The 22,938-nt window shown below is 55.5% G+C and carries 25 protein-coding genes; 7 read left to right on the forward strand and 18 right to left on the reverse strand.

Features of this window, described 5'->3' with window-relative positions:
• Positions 1 to 197 precede the first annotated feature (197 nt).
• Genes paaI through ABWV79_RS21200 form a run of 3 tightly spaced genes read left to right on the forward strand, consistent with a single transcriptional unit; the run spans position 198 to position 2,567 of the window.
• The gene (paaI, locus tag ABWV79_RS21190; RefSeq protein WP_170356503.1) at positions 198 to 623 is read left to right on the forward strand and encodes a hydroxyphenylacetyl-CoA thioesterase PaaI; all 426 of its coding nucleotides are present in this window, start codon (positions 198 to 200) and stop codon (positions 621 to 623) included.
• Between the two features lie 11 nt (positions 624 to 634).
• Positions 635 to 1,936: a phenylacetate--CoA ligase PaaK gene (gene paaK / locus ABWV79_RS21195; RefSeq protein ID WP_353394689.1), complete on the forward strand. Its 1,302-nt coding sequence runs from the start codon at positions 635 to 637 to the stop codon at positions 1,934 to 1,936.
• A gap of 4 nt (positions 1,937 to 1,940) precedes the next feature.
• Entirely contained in the window at positions 1,941 to 2,567 is a 627-nt protein-coding gene (locus ABWV79_RS21200) for a TetR/AcrR family transcriptional regulator (protein ID WP_170356444.1), read from the forward strand.
• On the opposite strand, the gene ABWV79_RS21205 is transcribed toward ABWV79_RS21200, so the two are convergent.
• Genes ABWV79_RS21205 through paaA form a run of 5 tightly spaced genes read right to left on the reverse strand, consistent with a single transcriptional unit; the run spans position 2,546 to position 6,140 of the window.
• Positions 2,546 to 3,613, reverse strand: coding sequence for a 2Fe-2S iron-sulfur cluster-binding protein (locus ABWV79_RS21205; protein WP_353394691.1), 1,068 nt, complete (start codon positions 3,611 to 3,613; stop codon positions 2,546 to 2,548). The genes ABWV79_RS21200 and ABWV79_RS21205 overlap by 22 nt on opposite strands.
• Positions 3,614 to 3,622: 9 nt before the next feature.
• Positions 3,623 to 4,084 (reverse strand): 1,2-phenylacetyl-CoA epoxidase subunit PaaD, encoded by a 462-nt coding sequence (gene paaD / locus ABWV79_RS21210; RefSeq protein ID WP_170356502.1) that lies wholly within the window; start codon positions 4,082 to 4,084, stop codon positions 3,623 to 3,625.
• Between the two features lie 2 nt (positions 4,085 to 4,086).
• Entirely contained in the window at positions 4,087 to 4,851 is a 765-nt protein-coding gene (gene paaC, locus ABWV79_RS21215) for a 1,2-phenylacetyl-CoA epoxidase subunit PaaC (RefSeq protein WP_353394693.1), read from the reverse strand.
• Entirely contained in the window at positions 4,851 to 5,141 is a 291-nt protein-coding gene (gene paaB / locus ABWV79_RS21220) for a 1,2-phenylacetyl-CoA epoxidase subunit PaaB (protein ID WP_170356441.1), read from the reverse strand. Before paaB ends, paaC begins: the two co-directional genes overlap by 1 nt.
• A 3-nt stretch (positions 5,142 to 5,144) precedes the next feature.
• Complete coding sequence (gene paaA, locus ABWV79_RS21225) at positions 5,145 to 6,140, reverse strand: 1,2-phenylacetyl-CoA epoxidase subunit PaaA (RefSeq protein WP_353394696.1); 996 nt, start codon at positions 6,138 to 6,140, stop codon at positions 5,145 to 5,147.
• 160 nt (positions 6,141 to 6,300) lie between these two features.
• Here paaA and ABWV79_RS22320 point away from each other — a divergent pair, with 160 nt between their 5' ends.
• A complete protein-coding gene (locus ABWV79_RS22320) occupies positions 6,301 to 7,146 on the forward strand; it encodes a Rossmann-like and DUF2520 domain-containing protein (RefSeq protein ID WP_502949873.1) in 846 nt (281 codons plus the stop codon).
• Between the two features lie 139 nt (positions 7,147 to 7,285).
• A complete protein-coding gene (locus ABWV79_RS21240) occupies positions 7,286 to 10,075 on the forward strand; it encodes a bifunctional aconitate hydratase 2/2-methylisocitrate dehydratase (protein WP_353394698.1) in 2,790 nt (929 codons plus the stop codon).
• A gap of 63 nt (positions 10,076 to 10,138) precedes the next feature.
• On the opposite strand, the gene ABWV79_RS21245 is transcribed toward ABWV79_RS21240, so the two are convergent.
• From ABWV79_RS21245 to pqqA, 13 genes are all read right to left on the reverse strand, one after another.
• Entirely contained in the window at positions 10,139 to 10,897 is a 759-nt protein-coding gene (locus tag ABWV79_RS21245; RefSeq protein ID WP_353394700.1) for a methyltransferase domain-containing protein, read from the reverse strand.
• Positions 10,894 to 11,514 carry a pimeloyl-ACP methyl esterase BioG family protein gene (locus tag ABWV79_RS21250; RefSeq protein WP_353394703.1) on the reverse strand — a complete coding sequence of 207 codons (621 nt, stop codon included), beginning with the start codon at positions 11,512 to 11,514 and terminating at the stop codon, positions 10,894 to 10,896. The genes ABWV79_RS21245 and ABWV79_RS21250 overlap by 4 nt, the downstream gene beginning before the upstream one ends.
• Entirely contained in the window at positions 11,511 to 12,797 is a 1,287-nt protein-coding gene (gene bioA / locus ABWV79_RS21255) for an adenosylmethionine--8-amino-7-oxononanoate transaminase (protein ID WP_353394705.1), read from the reverse strand. Before bioA ends, ABWV79_RS21250 begins: the two co-directional genes overlap by 4 nt.
• Positions 12,794 to 13,414 (reverse strand): dethiobiotin synthase, encoded by a 621-nt coding sequence (gene bioD / locus ABWV79_RS21260; protein WP_353394707.1) that lies wholly within the window; start codon positions 13,412 to 13,414, stop codon positions 12,794 to 12,796. Before bioD ends, bioA begins: the two co-directional genes overlap by 4 nt.
• Positions 13,411 to 14,544: an 8-amino-7-oxononanoate synthase gene (locus ABWV79_RS21265; RefSeq protein WP_502949874.1), complete on the reverse strand. Its 1,134-nt coding sequence runs from the start codon at positions 14,542 to 14,544 to the stop codon at positions 13,411 to 13,413. The genes bioD and ABWV79_RS21265 overlap by 4 nt, the downstream gene beginning before the upstream one ends.
• Positions 14,541 to 15,521 (reverse strand): biotin synthase BioB, encoded by a 981-nt coding sequence (gene bioB / locus ABWV79_RS21270; protein ID WP_353394709.1) that lies wholly within the window; start codon positions 15,519 to 15,521, stop codon positions 14,541 to 14,543. The genes ABWV79_RS21265 and bioB overlap by 4 nt, the downstream gene beginning before the upstream one ends.
• Positions 15,522 to 15,660: 139 nt before the next feature.
• Entirely contained in the window at positions 15,661 to 16,002 is a 342-nt protein-coding gene (locus ABWV79_RS21275) for a plastocyanin/azurin family copper-binding protein (RefSeq protein WP_353394712.1), read from the reverse strand.
• Complete coding sequence (locus ABWV79_RS21280) at positions 16,002 to 16,523, reverse strand: DUF4142 domain-containing protein (RefSeq protein ID WP_353394715.1); 522 nt, start codon at positions 16,521 to 16,523, stop codon at positions 16,002 to 16,004. The genes ABWV79_RS21275 and ABWV79_RS21280 overlap by 1 nt, the downstream gene beginning before the upstream one ends.
• A gap of 149 nt (positions 16,524 to 16,672) precedes the next feature.
• Positions 16,673 to 17,767, reverse strand: a complete 1,095-nt coding sequence (gene pqqE, locus ABWV79_RS21285; RefSeq protein ID WP_170724818.1) for a pyrroloquinoline quinone biosynthesis protein PqqE — start codon at positions 17,765 to 17,767, stop codon at positions 16,673 to 16,675.
• Positions 17,764 to 18,051, reverse strand: coding sequence for a pyrroloquinoline quinone biosynthesis peptide chaperone PqqD (pqqD, locus tag ABWV79_RS21290; protein ID WP_353394717.1), 288 nt, complete (start codon positions 18,049 to 18,051; stop codon positions 17,764 to 17,766). The genes pqqE and pqqD overlap by 4 nt, the downstream gene beginning before the upstream one ends.
• On the reverse strand, positions 18,048 to 18,776 hold the full coding sequence (pqqC, locus tag ABWV79_RS21295; protein WP_353394719.1) for a pyrroloquinoline-quinone synthase PqqC: 729 nt from the start codon (positions 18,774 to 18,776) through the stop codon (positions 18,048 to 18,050). The genes pqqD and pqqC overlap by 4 nt, the downstream gene beginning before the upstream one ends.
• Positions 18,773 to 19,660, reverse strand: coding sequence for a pyrroloquinoline quinone biosynthesis protein PqqB (pqqB, locus tag ABWV79_RS21300; RefSeq protein WP_353394721.1), 888 nt, complete (start codon positions 19,658 to 19,660; stop codon positions 18,773 to 18,775). The genes pqqC and pqqB overlap by 4 nt, the downstream gene beginning before the upstream one ends.
• Positions 19,661 to 19,686: 26 nt before the next feature.
• Positions 19,687 to 19,794, reverse strand: coding sequence for a pyrroloquinoline quinone precursor peptide PqqA (pqqA, locus tag ABWV79_RS21305; protein WP_170356425.1), 108 nt, complete (start codon positions 19,792 to 19,794; stop codon positions 19,687 to 19,689).
• A 217-nt stretch (positions 19,795 to 20,011) separates the two neighbouring features.
• Here pqqA and ABWV79_RS21310 point away from each other — a divergent pair, with 217 nt between their 5' ends.
• Positions 20,012 to 22,057 (forward strand): 4Fe-4S binding protein, encoded by a 2,046-nt coding sequence (locus ABWV79_RS21310; RefSeq protein WP_353394724.1) that lies wholly within the window; start codon positions 20,012 to 20,014, stop codon positions 22,055 to 22,057.
• The coding region (locus tag ABWV79_RS21315) for an FAD:protein FMN transferase (protein WP_353394727.1) at positions 22,054 to 22,938 on the forward strand (885 nt) is incomplete at its 3' end. The genes ABWV79_RS21310 and ABWV79_RS21315, both read left to right, overlap by 4 nt.

Here is a 22,938-nt window from a genome sequence, read left to right on the forward strand (position 1 = left end):
AATGCACCGTACCTTTCGCGATGCCTTGAATTGCGCGAATGCTGCGCACAAACTTTTGATCAGTGAGGCGAGGCAGCAGCACATTGCACCAGTCGCCTATGCCGTAAACAGCTTGGCTGTCAGGACAAGACGATCATCGCCTTCGCGTGTGGTATCGTAGTGGTGACGAATACGGCCAAAAGCCCAAGGGTACAGTTATGACGCCCAAGGAACGTGCGGAACAGGCGGCCCGAACGATGTGGGGTAATGATCAGGCAAGTCCTTGGGTGGGAATGCAGATCGAAGCGGTGGATGAAGGGCAGGCGGTTCTGACGCTGACAGTAGAAAAGCACCACACTAACGGGCACGGCATTTGTCATGGAGGCGTGATCTATATGCTGGCCGATAGTGCATTCGCGTTTGCCTGCAACAGCCGGAACCAATCGACGGTCGCGCAACACAACTCAATTACCTACATCGCGCCCGGTCAGTTGGGCGATCGTCTGACCGCAACAGCGACCGAGGTCAGCCTTACTGGGCGGAGCGGTATTTATGATGTGACAGTGGTCAATCAGACGAACACAGTTGTAGCAGTGTTTCGCGGTTGCTCTCGGGCGGTGCACGGTCACGTGTTCGAGGAATAGCGGAGGAGTTCATGAAAGATCTAACACCAGCCCGAAACACGCTTGATCCGATAGAGATTGCTTCCATCGACGAAATTAGAAGCCTGCAGTTGGACCGTCTGAGATGGTCTCTGCGCCACGTTTACGAAAACGTTCCGATGTATCGCCAACGATTCGACGCGGCGGGGGTCCATCCGGATGATCTGCGATCTCTAAGCGACCTGTCGAAATTCCCGTTTACGCACAAAGACGATCTGCGTGCCAACTATCCATTTGGGCTTTTCGCTGTTCCTCGGGAAGAAATCGTGCGGGTCCATGCATCATCCGGGACGACGGGTAAACCAACAGTGGTGGGCTATACTCCGAAAGATATTGATAACTGGGCCGGACTTGTGGCGCGATCCATGCGGGCCAGCGGTACCAAACCAGGAGAAATAGTGCACATCGCCTATGGCTATGGCCTGTTCACAGGGGGGTTGGGCGCGCATTACGGGGCCGAGCGTCTGAACTGCACGGTTGTTCCGGTTTCCGGCGGTATGACAGAACGCCAAGTGATGCTGATACAGGACTTCAAACCCAGCACGATCATGGTCACTCCGTCCTATATGCTTAACATACTGGAGCAGTTTCACACGGCTGGTATCGACCCGCGCGATTCCACGTTGGATGTGGGAATCTTTGGCGCCGAACCCTGGACGAACGCAATGAGGGCAGAGGTTGAGGATGCCTTCGACATGCATGCAGTCGACATCTATGGCCTGTCCGAAATCATGGGGCCAGGCGTTGCAAATGAGTGCGTCGAGACCAAGGACGGGCTGCATATCTGGGAGGACCACTTCTACCCGGAAATCATTGACCCGGAGACGAGTGAAGTGCTGCCAGATGGCGAGCTGGGTGAGCTGGTCTTTACGACGCTGACCAAAGAGGGCATGCCAATGATCCGCTATCGCACTCGCGATCTGACGCGGCTTTTGCCGGGAACGGCGCGATCAATGCGGAGAATGGAGAAAATCACCGGCCGATCCGATGACATGATCATCTTGAGGGGCGTGAACGTCTTTCCGACCCAGATTGAAGAGCTTGTTTTGGCAGCCCCGGAACTGGCGCCGCATTTCCAAATAGAGCTGTCCCGCACGGGCCGGATGGACGATATGACAGTACGCGTTGAAACCGGCGCGCCAGAGGACATGCGCGAAGGTATTGCCGGGGCCTTGTCCAAGAGGATTAAAGACACCATTGGGATCGGCGCATCGGTGAACGTTGGTGCTCCGGGCAGTGTCGAGCGCAGCCAGGGCAAAGCCCGTCGAGTAGTTGACAACAGGCCAAAGGAGTAAACCCGTGGCGCGGACGATCGCTAAGGACCATGACAAGAAGCGTCAGAGCATCCTCGCGGTGGCTGCCAATGTGTTCGCCCATGAAGGCATCGCACGGGCTTCGATGAATCAAGTCGCCAAAGCCGCGGGTATATCGAAGGCGAATATTTACCACTATTATGACAGCAAAGAAGCACTGCTGTTCGACATTCTGGATACCTATCTGTCCGAGTTGAAGAACCGCGTCTCCGCAATTGATCTGGACGGGTATCCACCCGAAGAACAGTTGCATCTGATCCTGCGCGAATATCTGCTGGCCTATGAAGGGATGGATTACGAACACACCATTCAAAGCGAAGGTGTCTCTCTGCTGCCCGAGCATATGCAGAAGGTGCTTAAAGCCTATCAAAAAGACATGGTAGCGCAGATGAGCAACATTCTGAACGCGATCAGTGGTGGCAAGCTGCAAGACGATGGCAGCCTGCTGCGTGAGGTGACCATGTCTGTGTTCGGAATGCTGAACTGGTATTACATGTGGCATCCAAAGGCGACACGTGCTGATCGCGAAGGATATGCCAAAACGGTTGCCCGTTTCACCGTGGCGGGCTTGCCCGGAGTGTTAAGCAACGTTCAATGCCCGGCCTCATCATAATCCCAAACAACTTTCTCTGACACTGCAAAGCACTGACAGGTCAGAACAAAACCGGCTTCAACCTCGTAGTCCTCAAGGGCGTGGTTGGCGACCATTTCAACCTCACCTTCAAGGACCTTGGCCTTGCAGGTCGAACAAACACCCGCTTTACAGGCGTGGGGCGCATCCAAGTTTTCGGCCAAAGCCGATTCCAGCAAGCTTGTGTCTTTAGGTATGACAAGGCTTCTGGTTTCTCCGCCCAATGTGACGCGACCTTTGACACCGCCAGTTTCAGCGGCTTTTGAGACAGCGCGTTTTCTGGCGCGCCCGGGTTGAGACGACGCGAAAAGTTCGAAACGAATTTGGTCCTTTCGCAATCCATGATCCTTAAGCGCCTGTGAAATGGCCAGCATCATTGGCTCGGGCCCGCAGATGTAAGCCATCGAGACCGATTTAATGTCGATCCAGTGTCGAAACAGATCGGCGCATTTGGTTTGATCGACCCGGCCTTTGAACAATTCAATGTCCTGACTGTCATCCTCAAGAACGTGGACGATGTTCAGCCGATGAAGGTAGCGGTTTTTCAGGTCCTCAAGCTCTTCCCGGAACATGATCGTATTTGGTGTGCGATTTGCGTAGACCAAAGTGAACCGCGTAGACGCGTCCTCGGACAGGGTGGTCTTGAGAATGGACAGGACCGGAGTGATGCCCGAGCCGCCAGCAAACGCCAGATAGTGCGGCGCGTCGTCTTCGACTGCGGCATGAAAGTTGCCCATGGGAGGCATGGCGTCCATTACGTCCCCAACCTGCAGTTCGGTATTGGCCCATGTTGAGAACGCCCCGCCATCCACACTTTTGATCCCAACCTGCAGGATGCCTTCATGCGGTGCCGCGCAGATAGAGTATGACCGGCGTAGTTCCTCGCCCTCGAAATCCCTTTTGAACGTCAGGTACTGACCAGGTGCAAAACCAAACTCTGCCACGTTTTCAGCTTGCAAAGTGACTACGACGGCGTCGCGGATGGTCTTTTGAATATCGGTGACTTTCAGAGGGTGGAAGTTGGTCATATCGGGACCTCAGATACACTTGAAATAGTCGAAGGGTTCCATGCAATCCTGACATCGCCATTGGGCCTTGCAGGGGGTCGAACCGAACTGGCTGATTTTTTCTACCCGCTTGGATTTGCAATGGGGGCATCGTTTGGGACCACCCGCAGCTTGGGGTGGGGCAATCCCGAATTCTTCCAGTCGGGCGCGGCCTTTTTCGGATAACCAGTCAGTCGTCCACGCCGGTGCGATGCGGGTTTGAATGTCCAGCTTGCCGATGCCGTTTTTTGCAAGTTCGGTTTCGATGTCCAGCGCGATAACAGCCATGGCCGGGCAGCCGGAATAGGTCGGTGTGATCGTCACAGTCACATGGTCCTGCGCGACCTGCACCTCGCGGATCACGCCCAGATCCACAACCGAGATGACTGGGATTTCAGGGTCAGGCACGGTGTCGAGCCAATCCCAGACCTGAGCCTCGGTCACCGCCATCATCGTCACCACGTTGCGCCTGGATACGAGCGTTGAAGGGTTTGCATCACGGCCAGCATATGGCCCAGGTGTTCAGTGTGTCGAAATCCGGTTCGCCCTCCTTTTTGGGCATAGTCGCCTTCCGGCAAAGTCAAGCACGCCTGCGCCAGCACCGTCTGTACGGTTTCAAGCCACAGAGGTTTTATTTCTGAAGGCAATGGCGCGACACCCGCTGCCGCCATGGCATGATCGGTTTCGTCATCGACAAAGACTTCACCACTATACGGCCACAGGAAAGTAAGCGCTTCATCCATGCGCTTGTTGCTTTCCGCGGTGCCGTCCCCCAAGGCGATTACCGTGTGAGAAGACCTATCCAAGTGATAGAGGGCCTCTTTCAAGCACTTTGAGGCGATTTCAGCCACTCGGGTGTCGGTGGAATTTTGCAGTTGCTTCAACCATGGCACTTGAAAGGCGTCATATAGGAATTGCCGCATCTGAGTGCGCCCGAAATCGCCGTTCGGGACCTCAAGCATCAGCAAATTCCGGAAATCATAAACGTCACGTAGAAACGCCAGATCGTCGGCAGAGCGTCCGGCCCCTTCGACCTCAGCCGCATATCCCAGCCACAACTGGGTTTGTCCGATCTGATCCAAGGCCATATTGGCCAGCGCGATATCTTCTTCCAAAACCGGAGCGACCCCGCACCATTCCGAGGTTCGATGCCCAAGAACCAAAGCGTTGTCGCCTTGTCTCAGCAGAAACTCGAACAGTGGTTTTTGCGCCGCGTCCATCACATTTTCCCAACTTCGTCAGGAATGTCGTAGAAAGTGGGGTGCCGGTAAACTTTGTCGCGGGATGGGTCGAACAGGGGCCCTTTGTCCGAAGGGCTGGAGGCCGTGATCTTTTCAGCCTCGACCACCCAGATACTGACGCCTTCGTTGCGGCGCGTATAAACGTCTCGCGCATTCCGTATGGCATGCTCGGCATCCGCCGCGTGCAACGAGCCGACGTGCCGGTGACTCATGCCGTGTTGGCCTCGGATAAAGACTTCCCACAGGGGCCATTCGTTTTGATGTGACATCGACTACTCCGCCGCTTTGGATTTGTTTTGGGCTTTCCGCGCGTGGGCCAGCATGGCATCACGGACCCAGGCGCCATCCTCCCAAGCCTTGCGGCGGGCGCTCAGACGCTCGGCATTGCAGGGGCCATTGCCCGAGATCACGTCGAAAAACTCGGACCAGTCTGGTTCACTAAAATCATAATGCCCGGTTTCTTCGTTCCAGCGCAGGTTCTCATCGGGAATTGACAAGCCCAGAAACTCGGCTTGCGGAACGGTTTCATCGACGAATTTCTGACGCAGCTCATCATTGGTGTTGATCTTGATCCGCCAAGCCATCGATTGGGCGGAATGTACGCTGTCCCTGTCCGACGGTCCGAACATCATAAGAGCAGGATACCAGAACCGGTTCAGAGCGTCCTGCGCCATGCGCTTTTGATCGGCATTACCTTCTTTCGCCATCTTAATCATGATGTGATAGCCTTGGCGCTGGTGAAAGCTTTCTTCTTTGCAGATGCGCACCATTGCCCGCGCATAGGGGCCATACGAGGTGCGCTGCAGCGGCACCTGATTCATGATCGCAGCCCCATCAACCAGCCATCCGACCGCGCCCATATCTGCCCAAGTCAGGGTGGGATAGTTGAAGATGGACGAATACTTCATCCGCTCCGAGTGCAGCATCTCGACCAGCTCATCCCGGCTGACGCCCAGTGTCTCAGCGGCGCAATAAAGATACAGCCCATGGCCTGCCTCATCCTGAACTTTGGCCAGAAGGTTGGCCTTGCGTTCCAAAGTGGGCGCACGGGTGATCCAATTGCCTTCGGGCAATTGGCCTACAATTTCAGAATGCGCGTGCTGGCCGATCTGACGGATCAGTGTTTTTCGATAGCTTGGAGGCATATAGTCCTTGGGTTCGATCTTTTCACCGCGGTCGATGCGATCTTGAAATGCCCGATCTTCGGGGCTCATCTCGTCACGAGATTGCACCCCTTTGCCCGTTGATTTTACCATTTGGGCGTACATGGCCTTGTCCTCCTCAAACCCATTCCGCTTGCCTTGATCAATATGTTACAGAAAAATAAAGTAACAAGCAAACTGTAACGTATTTTACTTGATCAATTCCTTTGAGATAGTTGGCGATCATTTTAGTAGCTGTTGTGCGTCATAAAGGGGGGGCTCAGAATTGGGCACTACGACTGTTAATCTCATCGGGGCAGGACGGGTTGGCCAGACACTGGCTCGACTATTGCCGGCAACGCAGTCTTATGTTCTGCAGGATGTAAGCAGCCGTCGTCATAAAGCCGCTACGGATGCTGCCGCATTCGGTCGCAACGCGCGGGCTGTTGAGCACTTGGCCGATATGCGGCCAGCAAATATCTGGATACTTGCCGTACCTGATACGAAGATCGCCGAGGTAGCCAGAACCTTAAGCGACTCGCACCCAGATAGTGTGTTGCAGGGATCGCGCCCTGTTGCACTACATTGTAGTGGATTCTACCCGGCCGCCCAAATGGATGCCTTAAACGAATATGGTTGGGGTTTGGTGAGTGCGCATCCAGTGCTTTCCTTTTCAGATCCCGAAACTGCAGCATCGCAGTTCTCCTGTGTCCCTTGTGGCATCGAAGGTGACCCATATGCGGCAGGGATCGCTGCTTCGTTGTTCGAAGAATTGGGCGCCGAGTGCTTTTCCATCCGGTCGGATGCGAAAAGCCTGTATCATGCTGCTGCGGTAATCTCGAATAACTTCACGGTAGTCCTGCAAGCCTTGGCGCGTGAGGCGTGGGCCGAAGCGGGCGTTTCCGAGGATATGGCAGCACGCCTGAATGAAAAGCTGTTGACCGGAACTTGCGAAAACGTAGCCGCGCAGGGGCCACAGGTCGCGTTGACTGGTCCCGCTGCACGCGGGGATACTGACGTCGTTGCTCAACAAAACAGAGTCGTGGCTGGTTGGCACCCGACAGCTGGGGAGTTGTATGCACAACTAAGTGATCTGGCGCGGTCCCTTAAATCAAGGGGCAAAACCCGTTAGCGCCACAACCACTGCTTTGGTCTATTGATCCTCAGTGGAAAATAGTATACCGCCGCATACAAAGAGCATCCTGTGGGTCTGGAAAACCAGTCTTTGCCGGGTCTCAAGCTTCTTCTAACGCCTAATCGTCGGGACCGCCATGAGCCTTTACACAGATTACCTCAGTGAAATTGAAACGCGCAAAGAACAGGGCCTGCACCCCAAGCCCATTGATGATGGCGCGCTGGTCAAAGAGATCGTTGAGCAGATCAAAGATGCCGGAAACGTGCATCGCGAGGACTCGCTGAACTTTTTCATTTACAACACCCTGCCCGGAACCACGAGCGCCGCAGGTGAAAAGGCTGAGTTCCTGAAAGAAATCGTCTTGGGTCACACTGTGGTCGACGAAATCTCGGTTCCTTTCGCGTTTGAACTATTGTCACACATGAAAGGTGGCCCGTCGGTGCGGGTCTTGTTGGACCTTGCTTTGGGCGAAGATGCAGCAATTGCCGAGCAGGCAGCCGAAGTCCTGAAGACTCAGGTTTTCTTGTATGACGCCGATACAGATCGCTTGAAAGAGGCTTTCAAAGCCGGGCATCCCATCGCTAAAGAGATTCTGGAAAGCTACGCCAAGGCTGAATTCTTCACCAAACTGCCCGAAATCGACGAAGAGATCGAAGTTGTCACCTATGTTGCAGCCGAAGGTGATATCTCGACCGACTTGTTGTCGCCCGGCAATCAGGCGCACTCGCGCGCGGATCGGGAACTGCACGGCAAGTGCTTTATCTCGGACAAAGCGCAGCAAGAAGTTGAGGCGCTGAAACTGCAACACCCCGATAAGCGGGTGATGCTGATTGCAGAGAAAGGCACCATGGGTGTTGGGTCGTCTCGGATGTCGGGCGTCAACAACGTGGCCCTGTGGACGGGTAAGCAGGCGAGCCCCTACGTGCCTTTCGTCAACTTCGCGCCTGTTGTCGCGGGTACGAACGGCATTTCCCCGATCTTCCTGACCACCGTCGGTGTGACTGGTGGTATTGGTTTGGACCTGAAGAACTGGGTCAAGAAGGTCGATGAAGACGGGAATGCCATCCTGAACAATGACGGCAACCCGATCCTTGAAGAGCAGTATTCGGTCGCGACCGGTACCGTTCTGAAGATCAACACCAAAAGCCACAAACTGCTGAGCGAAGATGGCGATGAGCTGGTGGATGTGTCGGCCTCGTTCACTCCGCAAAAAGTCGAATTCATGAAAGCCGGTGGCTCTTACGCCATTGTCTTTGGCAAAAAACTGCAGACTTTGGCCGCCGAGACGCTGGGTGTCGAGGCCCCGCTGGTCTTTGCACCGTCCAAGGAAGTCAGCCATGAAGGTCAGGGCCTGACTGCGGTTGAGAAAATCTTTAACAAGAACGCAGTTGGGGCGACCCCGGGTAAGACCCTGCACGCTGGTTCGGACGTCCGTGTGAAGGTCAATATCGTGGGTTCGCAGGACACCACCGGCCTGATGACCATGCAAGAGCTTGAGGCGATGGCCGCAACGGTTGTGGCGCCCAGTGTTGACGGTGCCTATCAGTCGGGTTGTCACACGGCGTCGGTCTGGGATGCCAAAGCTCAGGCCAACACGCCGCGTCTGATGAAGTTCATGAATGATTTCGGCCTTGTTACCGGTCGCGACCCGAAGGGTGTGTATCATTCGATGACCGACGTGATCCACAAGGTTCTGAACGACATCACTGTTGACGACTGGTCGGTGATCATCGGTGGGGACAGCCACACCCGTATGTCCAAAGGTGTGGCGTTCGGCGCGGACTCGGGCACTGTGGCTTTGGCGCTGGCGACCGGTGAAGCCTCGATGCCGATCCCCGAGTCAGTAAAAGTGACCTTCAAAGGCGAAATGGCGGACCATATGGACTTCCGCGACGTGGTACACGCCACACAGGCGCAGATGTTGGAACAACATGGCGACAATGTCTTCCAGGGCCGCGTGATCGAGGTACATATCGGAACGCTGCTGGCGGATCAGGCCTTTACCTTCACTGACTGGACTGCCGAGATGAAGGCCAAAGCCTCGGTCTGTATTTCGGATGACGACACTCTGATCGGTTCTCTGGAACTGGCTAAATCGCGTATCCAGATCATGATCGACAAGGGTATGGAGCATGAGAGTGGCATGCTGCAGAAGTTGATCGCGATTGCGGATGCCCGCATTGCCGAGATCAAGTCCGGTGAAAAACCCGCCCTGCGTCCCGACGACAACGCGAAGTATTCCGCCGAAGTGGTCGTGGATCTGGATCAGATCGTCGAGCCGATGATCGCGGACCCGGATGTCAACAATGCGGATGTGTCCAAGCGCTATACACACGACACGATCCGCCCGGTATCTTTCTACGGTGGTGACAAGAAAGTTGATCTGGGCTTCGTAGGATCTTGCATGGTGCATAAGGGTGACATGAAGATTGTTGCCCAGATGCTGCGAAACCTCGAAAAAGTGTCGGGGAAGGTAGAGTTCAAAGCCCCGCTGGTGGTGGCCGCCCCGACCTACAACATCATCGATGAGTTGAAGGAAGAAGGCGATTGGGACGTGCTCGAGAAGTATTCGGGCTTCGAATTCGACGACTTGTTCCCGAAAGAAAAGGCACGCACCGAGTACGAAAACATCCTGTATCTTGAACGCCCGGGCTGTAACCTTTGCATGGGCAACCAAGAGAAAGCCGCTAAAGGCGATACGGTTCTGGCGACGTCTACACGCCTGTTCCAAGGCCGCGTTGTGGCCGATGCGCCGGACAAGAAAGGCGAAAGCTTGCTGGCCTCGACCCCGGTCGTGGTGCTGTCGGCCATTCTGGGTCGTACGCCCAAGATCGACGAGTACAAAGCCGCAGTCGAAGGCATTGACCTGACCCGGTTTGCGCCTCCGGTTGAAAAAATGGCCAACAGCCGCTCGGCTCATTTCTAAACACGGCGGGCCGGTCACCAAACTGGTGATCCGGCCCGTTTTTTCCCCTGTCTAGTTCGACGTTCAGCGCGCTTTGCGCGCAACAATCCATGTTGCGTGATACGTCAGACTGACCCCTTCCGGAGTCCGGTGCAGCCTTTCATAGTCATCGCTGAACTGTCTGAGCGTGGCTTTAGTCCATGGTTTTTGGGCCCGGCCATTTACTCCGGTTTTCCGAAGGTGCTGCAGGACATCTCTTGGAGTTGCGAAGAACACACGCTCCAAAGCTTCCCCGGTATTGATGACCTCCAGACACTCGGTGACGGCCGACGCCATATCCGAGTGATCCATCAGGCCAGGTGCGGCCGCAGACGAACCAATCTGTGCCAATTCGGCGTATTGGCATGGCCCGAACCCGGAAATGGCAAGCCATCCACCGGGCGACAATGCGTTGGCAGCCTGACGCAGAAACTCTGCGGGGTTCTGTAGCCATTGTATCATCGAGGCCGACGCGATTAGGTCAGGCTGCGTCGGCAAGCTGACTTTTGAAGCATCGCCGCACAGAAACTTGGCGCGATAACGGTTTGCTGTTTCTGCGGCGGCGGGGGTCAGGTCGTTAAGCGTTAAAGCGCCACAATCAAAGGTTTCAAGCAGGCGTCGAGTAAGGTGACCTGTGCCGCATCCAAGTTCGAGCGTTTTGTTGAATCGTTCAGGCGCGCCTGCCGCTCCAATGGCTGTCACCAAACGATCCGCGACTCTTGCCTGTTGGCTGGCCTCTCCGTGATAGGAATGAAAACTTCTGCTGAAACTGCGCTGCACCCGATCTGTGGCTTGAAACGTCATGAACACCACTCCGTCCAGTTTTGACCCTTATGAAAAGGGACATGTGGCGCATCCACGCCGCGGACCACGCTTGCCTGGTCCTTCCAGGCGGCTTCTTGTGCAGAGGTTGGAATGATCCGGTCGCGCTGCGGAACCCAGATACGGTCGAACGAAAGCTCTGGTGCTGGCCCCCGTGCGATAACTGCGTTTAGTTCAGCACGGGCCTGAGGAACGTCGAGAATTGGGACGGGCATGCCCAATCCCGCGCGGCGGCAGAATTTGGAAAAGCTCGCTTCGGTCAAGTTGTCGGCAGTTGCCCTAATCATCTCGGGTGCTATGCCCCAGCGCGGATCTGCTGGGTACAAAGTACCGCCAATAGCAACAAGCCTTGTCGGTCTGACATTAAAATCGTTCACCCAATGGGCGGCCGAAACGACTCCGAAGGAAAATGAAACCAGTGTGACCCGATCATAGTCTGAGGTTTCATCCAGGGGGTCGTCCAGACGGATATAATCGTCAACAAACAGTTGATCATGTTCACTGGAAAGCTGTTGAAACGGGGCAGGGCCCAAAGCCCATCCCCCAAAGATCAGGATCAAGTCTGCCGTGCCAGAGCGTGCCAGCCATTGCTTTTTCATGAATGTCCTCGGGCCAAGGAAACCATGGTCTGTGTTACTCGGCTCAGTTCGTCCGATGAAATTACGTAAGGCGGCATACAATAGACGTTACGTGCAAAGGGGCGAAGCCAAACGCCCGTTTCCGGAGCCAGCTGATGTGCGACCGAAGGGTCAACCGGCGATGTCATCTCGATAACACCGATCGCACCCAGCACGCGAACATCCGCAACACCGGGAAGGGTTCGCGCGGGGGCCAATTCTTGTGTCAGCTGATCCGTGATGGATTGAACTTCCCCCTGCCAATCCCGGGTCGAGATCTGATCGAGGCTGGCACAAGCCGCAGCACAAGCCAGCGGGTTTGCCATATAGGTCGGTCCATGCATCAGAACACCGGCTTCGCTTTGTCCGATACGATGTGCGACGTTCCGCGACGTGATCGTTGTTGCCAGCGTGATGTGCCCCCCGGTCAAGGCTTTCCCAAGACACAGGATGTCAGGGACTACCCCAGCGTGATCCATCGCAAACAGTTTTCCCGTGCGTCCGAACCCCGTAGCGATCTCGTCGAAGATGACCAAGACGTCATGCTCGCGGCACAACGCGTGCGCGCGCCGCAGCCATTCGGGGTGGTAGAAATACATTCCGCCTGCGCCTTGGACCACGGGTTCAAGGATAAGCCCGGCGATCTTGTCACCTTGTTCAGACAGTAATTCCTTTAACTCATTGAGGCCGTTGGTATCGTCGTCTTCGGACCAGTCTTCGTCGAACCGGATTTTCGGACGCGACAGAAAATGCTGAATTGACAGCGCGCCTCGGAACAGGCCGTGCATCCCGTTGACCGGGTCGCAAACGCTCATCGCTTTCCATGTGTCGCCGTGATATCCGCCGCGAATGGTGGCGAACTCGGTGCGTTTGGTGCGGTTTTGCGCCATCTGGTACTGCACCGCCATTTTGAGCGCGACCTCAATGGCAACCGATCCGCTGTCACTGTAGAAAATTCGGTCTAGCCCATCAGGCAGCACATCGACCAGCTTCCGCCCCAGCTCGATCGCGGGGGTATGCGTCAGCCCACCGAACATGACGTGGGGCATTTGATCTAGTTGCGCCTGCATCGCCGCGATCAGTGCCGGATGACGATGGCCGTGGATAGCGCACCACCACGAAGACATGGCATCGATCATTTTTGTCCCATCGTCGCGGGTCAGCCAGACGCCTTCTGCCTCTGTGATCAGATGCATTGGGCCGGGATTGGCGATGTTCGTGTATGGATGCCACAGGTGGTTGGCGTCAAACTCCAGCGGGGTCACAGTGCGCTCCGGATTGTGGCGGTGTCGATGGCTTCAAACGCGTCCGACAGTGTTTGGGGTGTCAATGATGGCAAATGCGGAAGCCGGCCCAGATGCCGGACCGAGCACATCTGGGCAATGGTCTGCTCGACAGGCGGTTCAGCTTCGCCCACGAATGCAACGCCGACCAAATTGCATCCTGCGTTCCGCAACGCCATCACGGACAGGCTGGTGTGATTGATCGTGCCAAGTGCTGTGCGGGCGACCAAAACAACCGGGGCTTTCCATTGCGCGAACAGATCCAAATAAAAATGTTCACGGTTCAGCGGTACCATCACGCCGCCTGCACCTTCGACGACCAAGGGGCCGTCGACTTGCGGCAGTGCCAACTGGTCGAGCGTGATTTCCACGCCCATATCTTCGGCCGACAAATGTGGAGAAGCGGGTAGGGATAGCCGGTATGCCTCGGGCAGAGTCTCAGCGCCAGACAAAGCGCGTATGGTTTCTGTGTCGGTCGCGTCTTCCAAGCCGGATTGAACAGGTTTCCAATACCGCGCGCCAAGTGCGGCGGTCAGGCCAGCTGCAAAAACTGTCTTGCCAACGCCGGTGTCAGTTCCTGTGACGATAATGGCGCTCATGCGGCTGCTTTCAACTGGTTGGACAAAATGTCGAAAAGGGCAGTGATATCTGCATCGCTGACATTGCCGGTGACGGAGATACGCAAGCGAGATTTCCCGCGTGGAACCGTCGGTGGGCGAATTCCGCGAACGTCGAACCCGTGGGCTTGCAGCTCGGAAGCGATGCGCATTGTCAAAGCGTCATCGCCCAAGATAATCGGGATGATTTGGCTGTTTAGGCTGGCGTTGAGCAGGCCGATGCGCCGGGCGCAGGCATGCGCGAAATGCATTCTGGAGACGGCCGACTGGGTAAGAGTCGCCTCACATTGCAATCGTTCAAGCACAGCTTGCAGCAGCGCAGCATTCAGCGGAGAGGGCGCAGTCGCGAAAATAAAGGGTCGGGCACGGTTGATCAGCGTGTCAATCATCACCCGAGGGCCACAGATCAATCCGCCAGCAACCCCCAAACCCTTACCGCATGTATGTAGCGTGACAAGCTCTGCTTCCAAACCATGGGCCAGCCCACGTCCGTTCTGTCCAAATACTCCGGTCGCATGGGCTTCGTCGACAACCAGAATGGCATCGAACGCAACAGCGATATCAGCTAGCGCTGTCAGAGGTGCCAGATCACCTTGCATCGAATAGACGCTTTCTACGGCCATCCAGATTTGTCCGGTCCCGCCTTTCGCGCGCCACTCCTCAAGGATACGCCGGGCGTCCTCCACGTCATTATGTTTGAAAGCCCGAGCTTCAGCGCGGCCGAGGCGCATTCCTTCATGTGCACTGGCATGAACAAGCGCATCGTAAAGGATCAGATCTTCGGCTGCGGGCAGGGTCGAAAATATTGCCTGATTTGCCTGAAAGCCGCCGCCCATGACCAGAGCAGCCTCGGACTGGAAAAAGCGGGCCGCTGACTGCTCAAGCGCCTCATGTTCCGGGTGGTTGCCGCGTAACAGGCGTGACCCGCCCGACCCGACAGGCACTTCGCGGGCAAGTGCGTTGCGCGCCGCGTCGGCCAGAAACTCGGACCGGGCCAGCCCCAAGTAGTCATTGGAGGCAAAGTCTAAACCCTGCGCTGCGGTCAGGCTACGTCTGCGATGCCGTTCCGTAAGGGTCCCAAGCATCGCGTCAAGGCGATGATGTGCTTTCATTCAGCCGCTTCCCTGCTGCTTTGTCCTGCTACGGTCTCTGACTGCAGGCCGAGTTTTGCGAACAGGATTGCATCTGTATCCTCTTCGGGGTTTTCGGCCGTCAAAAGGGTCTCTCCTACAAAGATCGAGTTTGCACCCGCAAAGAAACACATCGCCTGCAGTTCATCGCTCATGTCGCTGCGCCCGGCGGACAATCGGACATATGAGGTTGGCATCATGATCCGAGCTGTTGCAATCACACGTACGAAATCAATAGGGTCGATCGGTTTGGCATCGGCCAAGGGTGTGTCTTCTTGCGGCATCAGCATGTTGATCGGGACCGAATCCGGAGCCGGATTCATATTTGCCAGAGTCACCAGCATGTCGACACGGTCCTGCGTTTCCTCGCCCATGCCGAGGATGCCGCCGGAACACACTTTGATCCCAGCTTCTTGCACACGGTTCATCGTGTCGATCCGATCCGAAAACGTACGCGTTGTGATCACTTCGGGGTAATATCGTTCCGACGTGTCGATGTTGTGGTTGTAATAATCCAACCCGGCATCGCGAAGACGGATTACTTGATTGTCGTCCAGCATTCCCAACGTCATGCAGGTTTCCATTCCCAGTGACCGAACGCCTTCGACCATGGCAACCAGTGCATCCATGTCACGATCCTTGGGTTCGCGCCATGCTGCGCCCATGCAAAACCGGGTTGCGCCGCCGTCGCGGGCTTGTCGCGCTTGGGTCAGAACACGTTCGACCTCGATCAGTTTGGAGGCGGAAAGTTTTGATCCGTTCCGTGCGGACTGAGAACAATACGCGCAGTCCTCGGCACATCCACCTGTCTTGATCGACAAGAGCTTGGAGGTCTGCACCTTATTGGGATCAAAATGCGTGCGGTGAACGGATTGAGCGCGAAACATCAAGTCCATAAGGGGCAGATCATGCAGGGTCTGAGCGTCTTCGCGGGTCCAGTTCGTTGTGGTAACAGTCATTTTATAGATAAAATCCCATCATCTTGAGGCTGATGTGGATGTTTATAGATAAAAATTTGTATAACAAGCCTCAACCCGGGCATTTGGCGGGTTTTCGACCATCTCAGGCAGATTTGATCACGTAAACCCGGTATTGAACTCAGATAATTTCAATGGTGCCCTTCATATGGGGGTGAAAGGCGCAGAAATACCCAAGCTCCATACCCTCGGTTACAAGGATTTCTGCACTCTGACCTTTAGACAGTTCCTGCGTGCCCCAACCATGTGTGTCAGCCGTGGCTGTGTGTGGTGCGATATCCAGGTTGGTCCATTTGATAAGATCTCCAATGTGGACCTTTACCAGCGCGGGCTGAAACTCAAATCGGTGAATCCTGACCATATGTAGTACAGATGCTCGGGATGCTTGCGCGGGCAGGTTAAAAGCGACTGCTGACGCAGCCGCTTGGGTCACAACCTGACGTCGCGATAGCAAGCGCTGCATCAATTCAGCGACTCTACCATCTTTTCGGCATGAACTTCATGTGCCTTGAAAATCTCTAAGCCCTGTTCAAACAACGCTTTGACCTCTGCATTGTAGATGTTCGGGATCATGCTACCCTCGACCAGATCATTAACCGCTTGATGGTACGCAAGTTCATTTGCTGCATATGCCGCATCAAATTCTGCACCGCGTAGCTGTGATAGCGTGTTGATGATCTCTTCCGCGTTGGCATTGAGAGTCTGGCTGAAGGCATTGTCCTGCGCCGACGCGCCGAGTTTGTTCAGCAACCCAAGCGCCGCTTCGTTCACGGTGGTGTGGTCGCGGATCATGGTATTGGCGAATTCATGGATGTCGGGGTTGTCCGAGAGCGCCAGCGCCAGATGAGCGTACCGTATGTCGATGACATCAGCAGTATAAGCGATATGAGCAAATTCCAGATCGTTCATGCCAGAAACGTCCTGAGCATAGGCTGGTACTGACAAGATCAAAGCGGTGGCGACGGCAGAGAAGAAGCGGTTCATCAAAGATACTCCATTGCGAATGGTTTGTATCTCCGAGTATCGACGTTCTCTTGTTATTCGACATTGCTCGGCGTCCGAATAACCTGACAGATCGTCCACGAACAAGAACTATCGCGCGGTTGTGACCCGGACTTTATGTGCTCGTGCGGTCAAGTCCGGGTCGGGTCCAGTGTTCGATAGACAAAGCCGCGGTCCTGCTGCGGCGATGCGTTTTGTAAAATCGCCTTGATCCGAGCGTGTTCTGGGGATTTTTGGCAAACTGGATCAGTCGCGGACGCGTCGCCTGCCAATGCCAGCGCTTGGCATCGGCACCCGCCAAAGTCCACCTCTTTGCGGTCGCAGCTTTTACATGGCTCAGGCATCCAGTCGGTGCCTCGGTACGCATTGAAGGCCGTGCTGTCATACCAAATGTCACTCAGATGCCGATCCCTTACAGAGTCGAAATGCAGATGGCTCAGGGTTTGTGCGGCATGACAGGGCAGTACCGTACCATTCGGAGTTACGTTCAGCCCGGTTGACCCCCATCCACCCATGCACGCTTTGGGATAATCTGCATAGTAGTCAGGCGGGACAAAGTCGAATGCCAAAACGCCCTGCAGTTGCTGTGCGGCCTTCGCCACCGTTTTTTTCACAGCCAAGGTTTGTTCAAACGACGGCATCAGATTGTGTCGGTTTTTCAAGGCCCACCCGTGAAACTGCACACAGGCGACCTCTAGCCTGCGGGCACCGAGGTCGACAGCCATTTCGATCGTCCGATCCAGGTCGTCCAGGTTTTGGCTGTGCATCACGGCGTTCAGAGTCAGCGGAATGCCCCGATCGCGGATTTCGCGGGCGATTTTCATCTTGCGGTCGAACCCGCCGCGATAACCTCCGATCCGATCGGCAAGTGCCGCGTTGGTGCCTTGCAGCGATAACTGAATATGGTCCAGGCCCGCGTCCTCAAGCCGATCGAGCCGTTTGGGTGTCAATCCCACGCCGGACGTAATCAGGTTGGTGTACAAACCCAGTTGGGCTGCGTGACGGGTCAGGTCCTCTAGATCGCGGCGCGAGGCTGGTTCGCCTCCAGACAGATGCAGTTGCAGAACGCCAAGGTCACACGCTTGCGAGAAGACATCTTTCCATTTGTCGGTGTCCAACTCGGTCTCTTTGCGTTCAAGTTCGACCGGATTGCTGCAATAGGGACAACTAAGGGGGCATCGATGGGTCAGCTCGGCCAGCAGTGCGATAGGCGGTGCGATACTCATGGCTTTACCATCACATACTGACGCCCGCGCAAAGTTTGTAAAAACTGTTGAACGTCTTTCTCAATGGTCTCGGCCGGAGCCCCAAATGTAGCCGCCAAATCCGCGATGATATCGCCAAACCGGGCTTGCCCGTCGACCCTCGACAGGATTGCGACGCCAATATCGTCCAGTTCAATCACTTTCTCTGGTGCCATCAGAACGGTGCGATCACGTACTGCGTCGCGTTGAATCCGCACGCCGCGCGGTAGATAAGGGCGGTCCGATGCAGAGAAAACCATCGTCATTTCATGCCTTCCCCGGGTTGCCAGGCACCGGGCGGGATCAGACCGGGTTCGACATAGGCAGACCACAGCGCGTCGAGCTGTGCCCACAACACGTTGGTTTTGAAAATAAGGGCGTCGCAGGCCATATCCTCTTTCTCGGATGTGTTGGCGTGATCCAAAACCCAATTTAGGCCAAAAGCCACATCTTTAGGTGCCTGCGACAGTCGTTTACGGAAGTAAGACAAACTGTCCGCATTGGCGAAGTCGTAGTGCTCGAGCAGACCTTCGATCCGTTTTTCATGAATTTTTGGGGCGAACAGTTCTGTCAGTGAGGACGCTACAGCCTGAAGCATTGGCTTTTCGCGGACGTAATGCACATAAGCATCAACGGCGAATTGAGTTGCGGGCAGAACACCACGCCCCGAGGCGACGTAGTCGGGATCCAACCCGACCGCCTCGGCCAGTTTCAGCCACCGTCGGATGCCGCCGCCCTCTTTCACGTCCCCGTCGTGATCTTCGATCCGGGACCGCCATTCGCGGCGGATATCTGGGTCGGTACAACGCGACATGAAAGCAGCGTCTTTCATGGGGATCGCCGCCTGATATGCCCAACGATTGATCACCCATGCGCGCACCTGATCCGGGGAGCATTGACCGCTATGAAGCCGGTGGTGAAACGGATGTTTGTCGTGATACCGCTCGGCCCCGATCTGGCGCAGCCGTGCTTCGAGAGTTTCGCGGCTCATATCGTGATCTCCTGCCCGTCATAGGCAATGGTCCAGCCTGCAGATTCGACAAAGGCGCGCTCGGGTCCATCGGGCTGCAACATCGGGTTGGTGTTGTTAATGTGGATAAAGGTTTTGGCCGCGTCGATCCCGGCCAATTGCGCGACCGAACCGTCCGGGCCACTGACCGAGATATGCCCCATTCGCTGCCCTGTCTTCACCCCTGTTCCCGAGCGGATCATCTCATCATCGTCCCAAAGCGTGCCGTCAAAAAACAGCTGATCCGCGTCCGAGAGTTGATCCAGCAGGGCAGGGGTCACTTGGGCGCAACCAGGAATATAATAGGCAATCTTGTCGCCTGCAGTCAGGCGAACGCCCACTGTTTGCTCTCCGATCAGATCAGTTTGAACGGTATCACCTTCCATGAAAAGCGGCACTTTACCGGGCACGGCGAACAAGCGCGCGCTGAGGCCGGGTTGCAGGGCGAATTCCTGATCAAGTGAAATCGGGGTCCGCAAAACCTTGTCGCGATTGACCGCATCAAAAATACGGTTCTTCGCTAGCACGTTCAGAATATCCCCTGTGGCGAACAACGAAAACGGGGTTTGTTCACGCAGGCTAAGCAACCCTGCAATGTGGTCGATATCTCCGTTTGTCAGCAATACCGAAGCCACAGGCGTATCGCGCAGTGTTCTGGGATGTAGTTTGGGGCAGTCCAGCATTTGTTGCCGGATGTCAGGTGAAGCGTTCAGTATGCTCCAACTTTCACCATCGGGCGAGACCGCTAAAGATGATTGGCCAGACGGCGGGATGACTCCCAAACGGGCATCCTCGCAGTTCCGGCATCCACAATTCCATTGCGGCAGTCCGCCGCCTGCAGAAGCCCCAAGAACCAGAAAATGCACCTCGGGCCTCCGCTGCGTTTACGTAATCAGAACAGGTCGCGCTCGTGCTCGCGGCCTTCATCCTCGGACGGAGAATACATGTTGATCTCCATGCCGCAATTTACTTCTTTCAGCTTCGGTGCGCTCCAGGTCATTGCTACCTCCCATAAATCACTGGCGTTGATGAGACCGTACATCTCGGGCCAGATTCAGAAAATGCTTCTTTGGTCGTACGGTTCAAGCGGTAGTTTTGAACCCATTTCGGCCGAGGTCAACAGGCTTTAGGTCGTAGATTGCCAGCTTAGGACTTTTGTCGAATGTCATCGGGTTAGATGGGCTTATAGTCTTGCGGCCATGCGCGCGGTTGTAGCAATGATCTTGCTGATGCTCGGCAGCCTGATGGCTGCGGCCGAGCCGGTGCCGCGCGAACGCATCGAGACATTTATCCGCGCCCCGTTTTCTCTGGGGGAACGCCTTAGCGAAAACGGGGTTTATTCGCTGTTGAACTCAGGCGGAATCGAGGCGGGTTATGTGTTTGAAACCGAACCCTTAGCGCCTTTGCCTGGGTTCTCCGGTGCCCCGATCAACGTGCTGGTTGTCTTGGATCTTGAAGGACGGTTCATGGACGTCCAGCTGATTGAACATAACGAACCCATATTTGTGTCTGGTTTGGGTCAGGCACCGTTCCACAAGTTCTTTGAGCAATATGGAGGGCTGTCCATATCGGACTCGATCGTTGTTGGTACGCCGTACGGCGATGCTGCGTCCGGTTCACAGCTAGTTTATCTGGATGGCGTAACGAAGGCCACGGCCAGTGTCCGTATAGCGCATGAATCCGTCATGGGTGCGGCGCTGGCCGTTGCGCGCGAAAAGATGCAAGGGTTGGCAACCGCGCCACCCGCTTTTCCGAACCCAGACTATGACGAAACCCTCAGCTGGGAGGATCTGGTCGCTAAGGGAATCGCAACCAACAAGATCATAAAGAATTCAGATGTCGACGCCCTTTTCGAGGGGACATTGTGGGAAGATGACGATCCCGAGGCACAGGATTATCCGGACGAGGCTTATCTGGATTTGTGGGTGGTCGATCTGGGGCCCAAATCCATTGCGCGCGCGGCTTTGTCCCAAGACAGTTTCGACGAGCTGCAGGGTTTTCTGGAGATTTCCGACAATGATGAACCAATCCTTCTGATCGAAACTGCGCGTCATGGGCTGGTCAGCGAAAAGTTCGTGCGAAACACAGCACCCGATTGGATTTCTGCAGAGCAAGACGGGTTACCGGTCGCATTGCGCGACGCCGATCTGCTTGTCGAATTGGCCGATGGAATGCCAGACGGCGTCGCAATGATCCTGCGCACCGACCGTCGTTTGGGTTTTGATCCTTCACGCGAGTGGGTCCTGAAGGTTCTTGCCGTTCGCGAACACGGCATGTTCCAGCCCGAGACGGGGTCCGTGACATTGGAAGTGAGCCATGTGACGCCCGATCGGTTCTTTGAGCGTCCGGTCCAGATCACGCCCGCCCCACCATGGTTAGAGGCCCTGCGAAATCGTCAGACAGACATGATCATTTTGTCTGCATTGCTTGCCGGTCTAGTGGTGACGCTCGGTGTGCGGATGAATTCTTTCGCGGCGCAACCGCTGTTCACACCATATAGGCTCGTAATTCTCGCGGTCATCGTGGGATTCATTGGTTGGTGGGGACAGGGACAACTGTCCATTGTCACCGTGTTGGGCGTTATCCGAACAGCTATTGACGGGGGCAGCTATGGGTTTTTGCTGTACGACCCGTTTTCGCTTTTGATCTGGGCGGTTTCGATTGCCGGGTTAATCGCTTGGGGCAGGGGCTTGTTCTGCGGGTGGCTCTGCCCGTTCGGCGCGCTTCAAGAGTTTGCACATCACCTGGGAAAAGCGCTCCGCTTGCCCCAGATCGAGCCATCGCGGGCGTGGGACCAACGGTTGAAATGGCTGAAATACGTGATTCTTGGTGGCTTGATTGGCGTCGTGTTTCTGGCCCCAGACGAAGTTGACAAAATGGCTGAGGTTGAACCTTTCAAAACCGCCATCACAACTTTCTTTATCCGCGAGTGGTACTATGCCGCATATGCGATTTTTTGGCTTATTCTGGGCATGGTAATGTTCAAAGGGTTTTGCCGCTATGTCTGTCCGTTGGGGGCGGTCATGGCGATCGGAGGCCTTCTTCGTGGCCGCGACTGGATCGAAAGACGAGCTGAATGCGGGTCACCGTGTCAACTGTGCAAGGTCAAGTGCAAGTACGGGGCTATTAAGCAGACTGGGGAAATTCAATATAATGAGTGTTTCCAATGTCTTGATTGCGTTGCCATCCATGATGACCGCAACCAATGTGTCCCATTGATTCTAGCCGCACGCCGTCAATCCAGAAAGGTCGCTGCAGAATGATAAACCGCCGACGATTCCTGGCCGTATCAGCGGCGGCTCTGGGGGCTCCTGCTACGGCTCAGCCGACTGAGTGGCGTGGTCACGCTATGGGTGCCGAAGTCAGCCTGACCTTCGATGCCAATCCTGAGGCAGCCGCGTCTGCGATCACCAAAGTGCAGGCTCTCCTGGATCGGGCCGAGTCTCTGTTCAGTCTGTATCGGCCGGACTCTGATTTGGTTCGCCTGAACCAAACCGGGATTTTAGTGAATCCAGCGCCGGAAATGTTGGAGTTGTTAAGTATTTGTGATTGGGCACATGGCCGGACAGGGGGGCGGTTTGACCCTACGGTGCAACCGCTTTGGCTGGCGGCCGCCAACGGTCGCAATCTCGACGCTGCCCGAGAATTAATCGGTTGGGATAGGGTCCGGATATCCGAAGACAGAATTGTTCTGGGGCAGGGTCAGCAACTTACGATGAACGGCATCGCTCAGGGTTTTGTCACTGACCTTGTGGCCAACACATTGCGGAACGCAGGCTGGACCAATGTGCTGGTAAATATCGGTGAGTATTACGCCGCTGGCCGAATCTGGAGGTTGGGAGTTTCGGACCCGGTGCATGGCATTGTTCAAACCGTCAGGCTTCGGGATCGGGCTATCGCAACTTCCAGCCCCTCTGTGCTTCGTTTGAGCCCTGTTCATCTCCATATCCTGAATGCAAAAAACGAACGTCCTGCACTATGGTCGACTGTCAGTGTGGAAGCCGCAAACGCTGCAATGGCCGACGCGCTCTCCACCGCGTTGTGCCATGTCCCAGCCAGTGAAATTGCAGATATACTATCGCTTTCAAAGGGCAATCCCAAAGCCATTTGCACCCATGAAAGCGGCGAAGTATCGATATTTTAT

This window comes from Ruegeria sp. HU-ET01832, from assembly GCF_040371315.1.
Lineage (GTDB): Bacteria > Pseudomonadota > Alphaproteobacteria > Rhodobacterales > Rhodobacteraceae > Ruegeria > Ruegeria lacuscaerulensis_A.